Origin of the sequence: Acinetobacter sp. A3 (genome assembly GCF_012371415.1) — a bacterium.
In the GTDB taxonomy this organism is placed as follows: Bacteria; Pseudomonadota; Gammaproteobacteria; order Pseudomonadales; family Moraxellaceae; genus Acinetobacter.
On the sequence record NZ_JAAZQW010000077.1, the window covers coordinates 1 to 3,895 of the forward strand.

The window sequence follows — 3,895 nt, forward strand, 5'->3', positions numbered from 1 at the left end:
AAAATAGCCCAGAGCATTCAAAAAAACGCCCAGACGGTCGAGAAGCAGTTGAGCCAGTATCAAGCCTTGCTGCAATCGAAATTGAGCCATTTAACGCAATTAAACGAGCAGATACAGAGCCAAGAACAGCAAGCCCAGAATCAAGCCGTACAGAAAAAACTTACTATTTTGAATATGGGACTGATTTCAGCAGCAGTTATTTTGCTTATAGCGATTTTCTCGCTTGGTCTCATCACCAAAAACAAGTACAGCGAGATGCAGACTCTAAATACCGTAATCAACGAGAAACAAATGAGGGTCGACCATTTGAACAGATCGGGGGGCAGTTTGATGGTCAGTACCTGCAAGCGACCAGACAGCAAAGCCCAGCGCCTATGTATTCAGATCAACAAGAAAGCAGGCGAATGGCAGAATGGCTACATGATTCCAATGGGGTATTAAGCGATGACCGAATTAGAAACACAATTATTGAGAATCATCGAAGAACAACAGCAACAATTACTGCAACAACAAGTGCAATTGCAGAAGCAACAGCAAGCTTTAGACACAATGCAAACCAAGATTATCCAAGCCTTGTCAGCTCAATCAAAAGCAATCGAGAGCGATCAGCAGAGCTTACAGCAAGCACAGAAATCATTATCGACAATACAGAAGCAATTTCACGAGCTAGAACGCAGTACAGCGAGCTATACCGAGCAGATCAATGGCAAAGTTCGAGAGATGAGCCAGATTACAGCCAACAACGAAGAAGCATTGGAGAGAATCTCAACCGTACAGCGTTCAGTCTCGTCAGAAGTAGCCAAAGCTCAGCAGAATTTACTCGCAACATCCGAGATATTGAAAAAAATATCGTCCAGATAAAAGAGCAGAAAAAAGAAATTGAGAAACCTCTGCCTAAGCAAGATCGAGGGATGGATTTTGGTATGTAATGTCGGTGAAATAGTTTTAGTATTTAGTAAAATATGATCAAATAAACGCCATAAATTACTAAAAATTAAATAGGGGAAAATTATGAAATATAAGAGTTTATGTCTAGCATCATTAGGAATATAACGAATGTCTACTCCTCTATGGATATTAATTTATTTAAGCCTTAGTTTAGTTTGTAAGTGGATTATTTCATGGGGTGGGGCTAGCTATATCAAGGGATGGAAAAGTATATTTTTCTTAGATATGGAAGCAAGCTGGAATGAAAAGCAAGTAAGAATGATGGCCCTATTCTTTTGGATTAGTTTTTCTATTTTATTTGTGATTGGTTTAATTTATCCAGAGTATAGATTCTATAAACTTAAAAATGATGTATACGAAATCCAACTAAAATAAAAATTTTTATGTAACTGAAATGCAAAAGCCCTTGTTTTCACAAGGGCTTTTGACTTAAATTTGTTGGCGTTACAGTTAAATGATGCTTCGAACCATCGTTTAACGAAAGATCAGTAGAGTTGGAAGCTCGTACAGATATTCACACAAAGGCTTATGTAACCGCCAAGTCCCTATTCTAAGGCTTTTGGCATGTGACACAAGACCTAAAATGTAAAAAAATTTCGTTAATCGCTGCTAAGTCCATCATTTAAACCATTTTTTGGTTCGTTCACTACGTCTGTACAAAAGATTAAGTTAGTAAGTGCGACCTTTATATGTCGGCTTAATCTTTCGTGGCTTTGATGTGCAGGTGGACAAGCGACGGCAGGCATCAAAGGCTAAAGGTTTATAACCGCTTCCTTATCTGATGTATTGCACTAGGGGAAGAACGCAGGGAATACGTTGGTCGATTGTTTAAGTGGTATGTTGGGTAATCCCTCGCCGAGATAACAAGCCAATGAGAGAGAAAGGCGTGTGCGGGATAGGGATTCAGCCCTATAAATACTCTCTTGCGAAGTGATCTGGGCGCATCTCACTTTGTACCGATTTGAAAGCGACAGCGGCTCCATACCGTGATGCATATCGGTGATATTCAAATACCTGAGCTAATTTTAGCGAAGGTAGGGTGAATATCACCGAAAATCTGCTCTAGCTCACCACCCGTGATGAGCAAAGCGAAGCACGGTGGGGACAAGAGCAGATTAAGAACATTGCTTTTTACAAGAACTATGCCAATACCTTCTAGTATTTATATACTGTTTCATTTGATTTAATTTTCATATAACAACTCTGTCCATTTTTATATAAGCAAGGATACACAGCGACCCCTATTTTACTTCGTTCAATAGTGGTAAGCTGTGACCTTGATCAGGGGCTTCACCCCCGATACCCCCGAAACGGCAGAACAGAAAAATCAGAGATTTTCCAGTTTTGCCGTTACAAATCAAAAGCAAAAACAAGGATTCATAAAATGATAGATATTCAAAAAAACTTTGATACAAAGGCAATGAGTGATGTTGCTTTTGCAGCAATGGAAACATTTGCTGAATCAGGTTGTGACTTGATTTATTTGCAAGATATTTATACGGAACTACAAAAACATGAGCATTGGTTGCTGCAACTCCAGTGGCTTTTTTACAAGATGGAGAAAAAGAACTTTGCGGTTTTAAGTGAAAAATTGAACTATGACCCAGTGCAGCTAACCCAAGCATTTCGAGTCATTTGCCGTATTCCGCAATTGTGAAGTGTGCCGTGGAAAAAAGAGACCGTGTTTATAAAGTGCGTTTGTCTGAGTCAGAGCTTGAAAAACTACGAGAGGGGAATGTCACCAACATTGCCCGCTTTTTGCGTGAGTCTGCTTTAAACCGTGTCGCAGGTAAAGAGCAGCCACAACAAGTTTATACAAAGACAGAGCGAGCATTAATTTTAGAGCTTGGTCGGATTGGCAACAATGTGAATCAGATTGCTAAAGCAGTGAATACCGATATTGCAGGGGTAGGTACTTTTGACAAAGTGAAGTTACTTCATTTGTTGATTTCCATAGATCAGCAGCTTCGGGAGTTACGTCCAGATGATCGTTGATTTTTTTCGACACGGTTCAGGCTTATCAAAAGGTTGTCTTGATTATTTACTGGGTGAAGATCGAGAGCGTGAATATGCACAAGTGCTTAGTGGCGATGTAGAGCTGACAGCACAACTGATTGATAGCAGTCCTTTTGCCAAAAAATATACCAGTGGTTGTTTGTCTTTTTATGAGCATGATTTATCTGACCAGGATAAACAGAAAATCATGCAAAATTTTGAGGAATGCTTATTCCCTGGCCTAGAAAAAGACCAATATCAAATTTTATGGGTACAGCACCAAGACAAAGTTAATCAGGACACAGGTGAGACAAGGCTTGAGCTTAATTTTGTGATTCCTAATGTTGAGCTTTCAACAGGCAAACGCCTACAGCCATTCTATGCGCCAGTCGATTTAGATCGCGTCGATCTATTTAAGCAGATCACCAATACCGAACATTCACTGTATGACCCCGATGATCCTGCTCATCGCCAATTATTTTTAAATAAAAAGAATCTACCCAAAGATATTAAGGATTTTAAAGCGCAGTTACATCAACGTGTTTACCGAGCGGTTGCCAATGGTGAAGTTGCCGATCGGCAAGAATTGGTGCAATGGCTTGAATCGAATCAAATCAATGTCACTCGACAAGTAAAAAACTCCATATCCATTGAAAACCCGTATGAGGGCGCAAAACGTCCCATCCGTTTAGAGGGCGAGATTTATGAGCAAGGCTTTAGAGCTACTGGCGAATATCGACAAGAAGTACAACAACGAATTGAAGAATACAGAGGAACAACTTCTGAGCGGTATCGAGCAAACGTCGCAGAGTATCAGAGACAGCTTGAACACAAGAGCCAATATCACAGCGACCGCTATCCAACAGTCGGACGAGAAAATAGCCCAGAGCATTCAAAAAAACGCCCAGACGGTCGAGAAGCAGTTGAGCCAGTATCAAGCCTTGCTGCAATC

At 40.4% G+C, this 3,895-nt stretch carries 4 protein-coding genes and 1 pseudogene; all 5 read left to right on the forward strand.

All coding sequences use genetic code 11. From position 1 onward, the window contains the following. Positions 1 to 929 (forward strand): annotated as a pseudogene (locus HHA42_RS13175) (mobilization protein); the annotation flags it as partial. A gap of 127 nt (positions 930 to 1,056) precedes the next feature. Next, complete coding sequence (locus tag HHA42_RS13180) at positions 1,057 to 1,323, forward strand: hypothetical protein (RefSeq protein ID WP_168370250.1); 267 nt, start codon at positions 1,057 to 1,059, stop codon at positions 1,321 to 1,323. A gap of 1,009 nt (positions 1,324 to 2,332) precedes the next feature. Continuing rightward, complete coding sequence (locus HHA42_RS13185) at positions 2,333 to 2,605, forward strand: hypothetical protein (RefSeq protein ID WP_168370253.1); 273 nt, start codon at positions 2,333 to 2,335, stop codon at positions 2,603 to 2,605. Between the two features lie 8 nt (positions 2,606 to 2,613). Continuing rightward, on the forward strand, positions 2,614 to 2,943 hold the full coding sequence (gene mobC, locus HHA42_RS13190) for a plasmid mobilization relaxosome protein MobC (protein WP_168370252.1): 330 nt from the start codon (positions 2,614 to 2,616) through the stop codon (positions 2,941 to 2,943). Further along, on the forward strand, positions 2,933 to 3,895 hold a 963-nt coding region (locus HHA42_RS13195; protein WP_168526843.1), incomplete at its 3' end, for a relaxase/mobilization nuclease domain-containing protein. The genes mobC and HHA42_RS13195, both read left to right, overlap by 11 nt.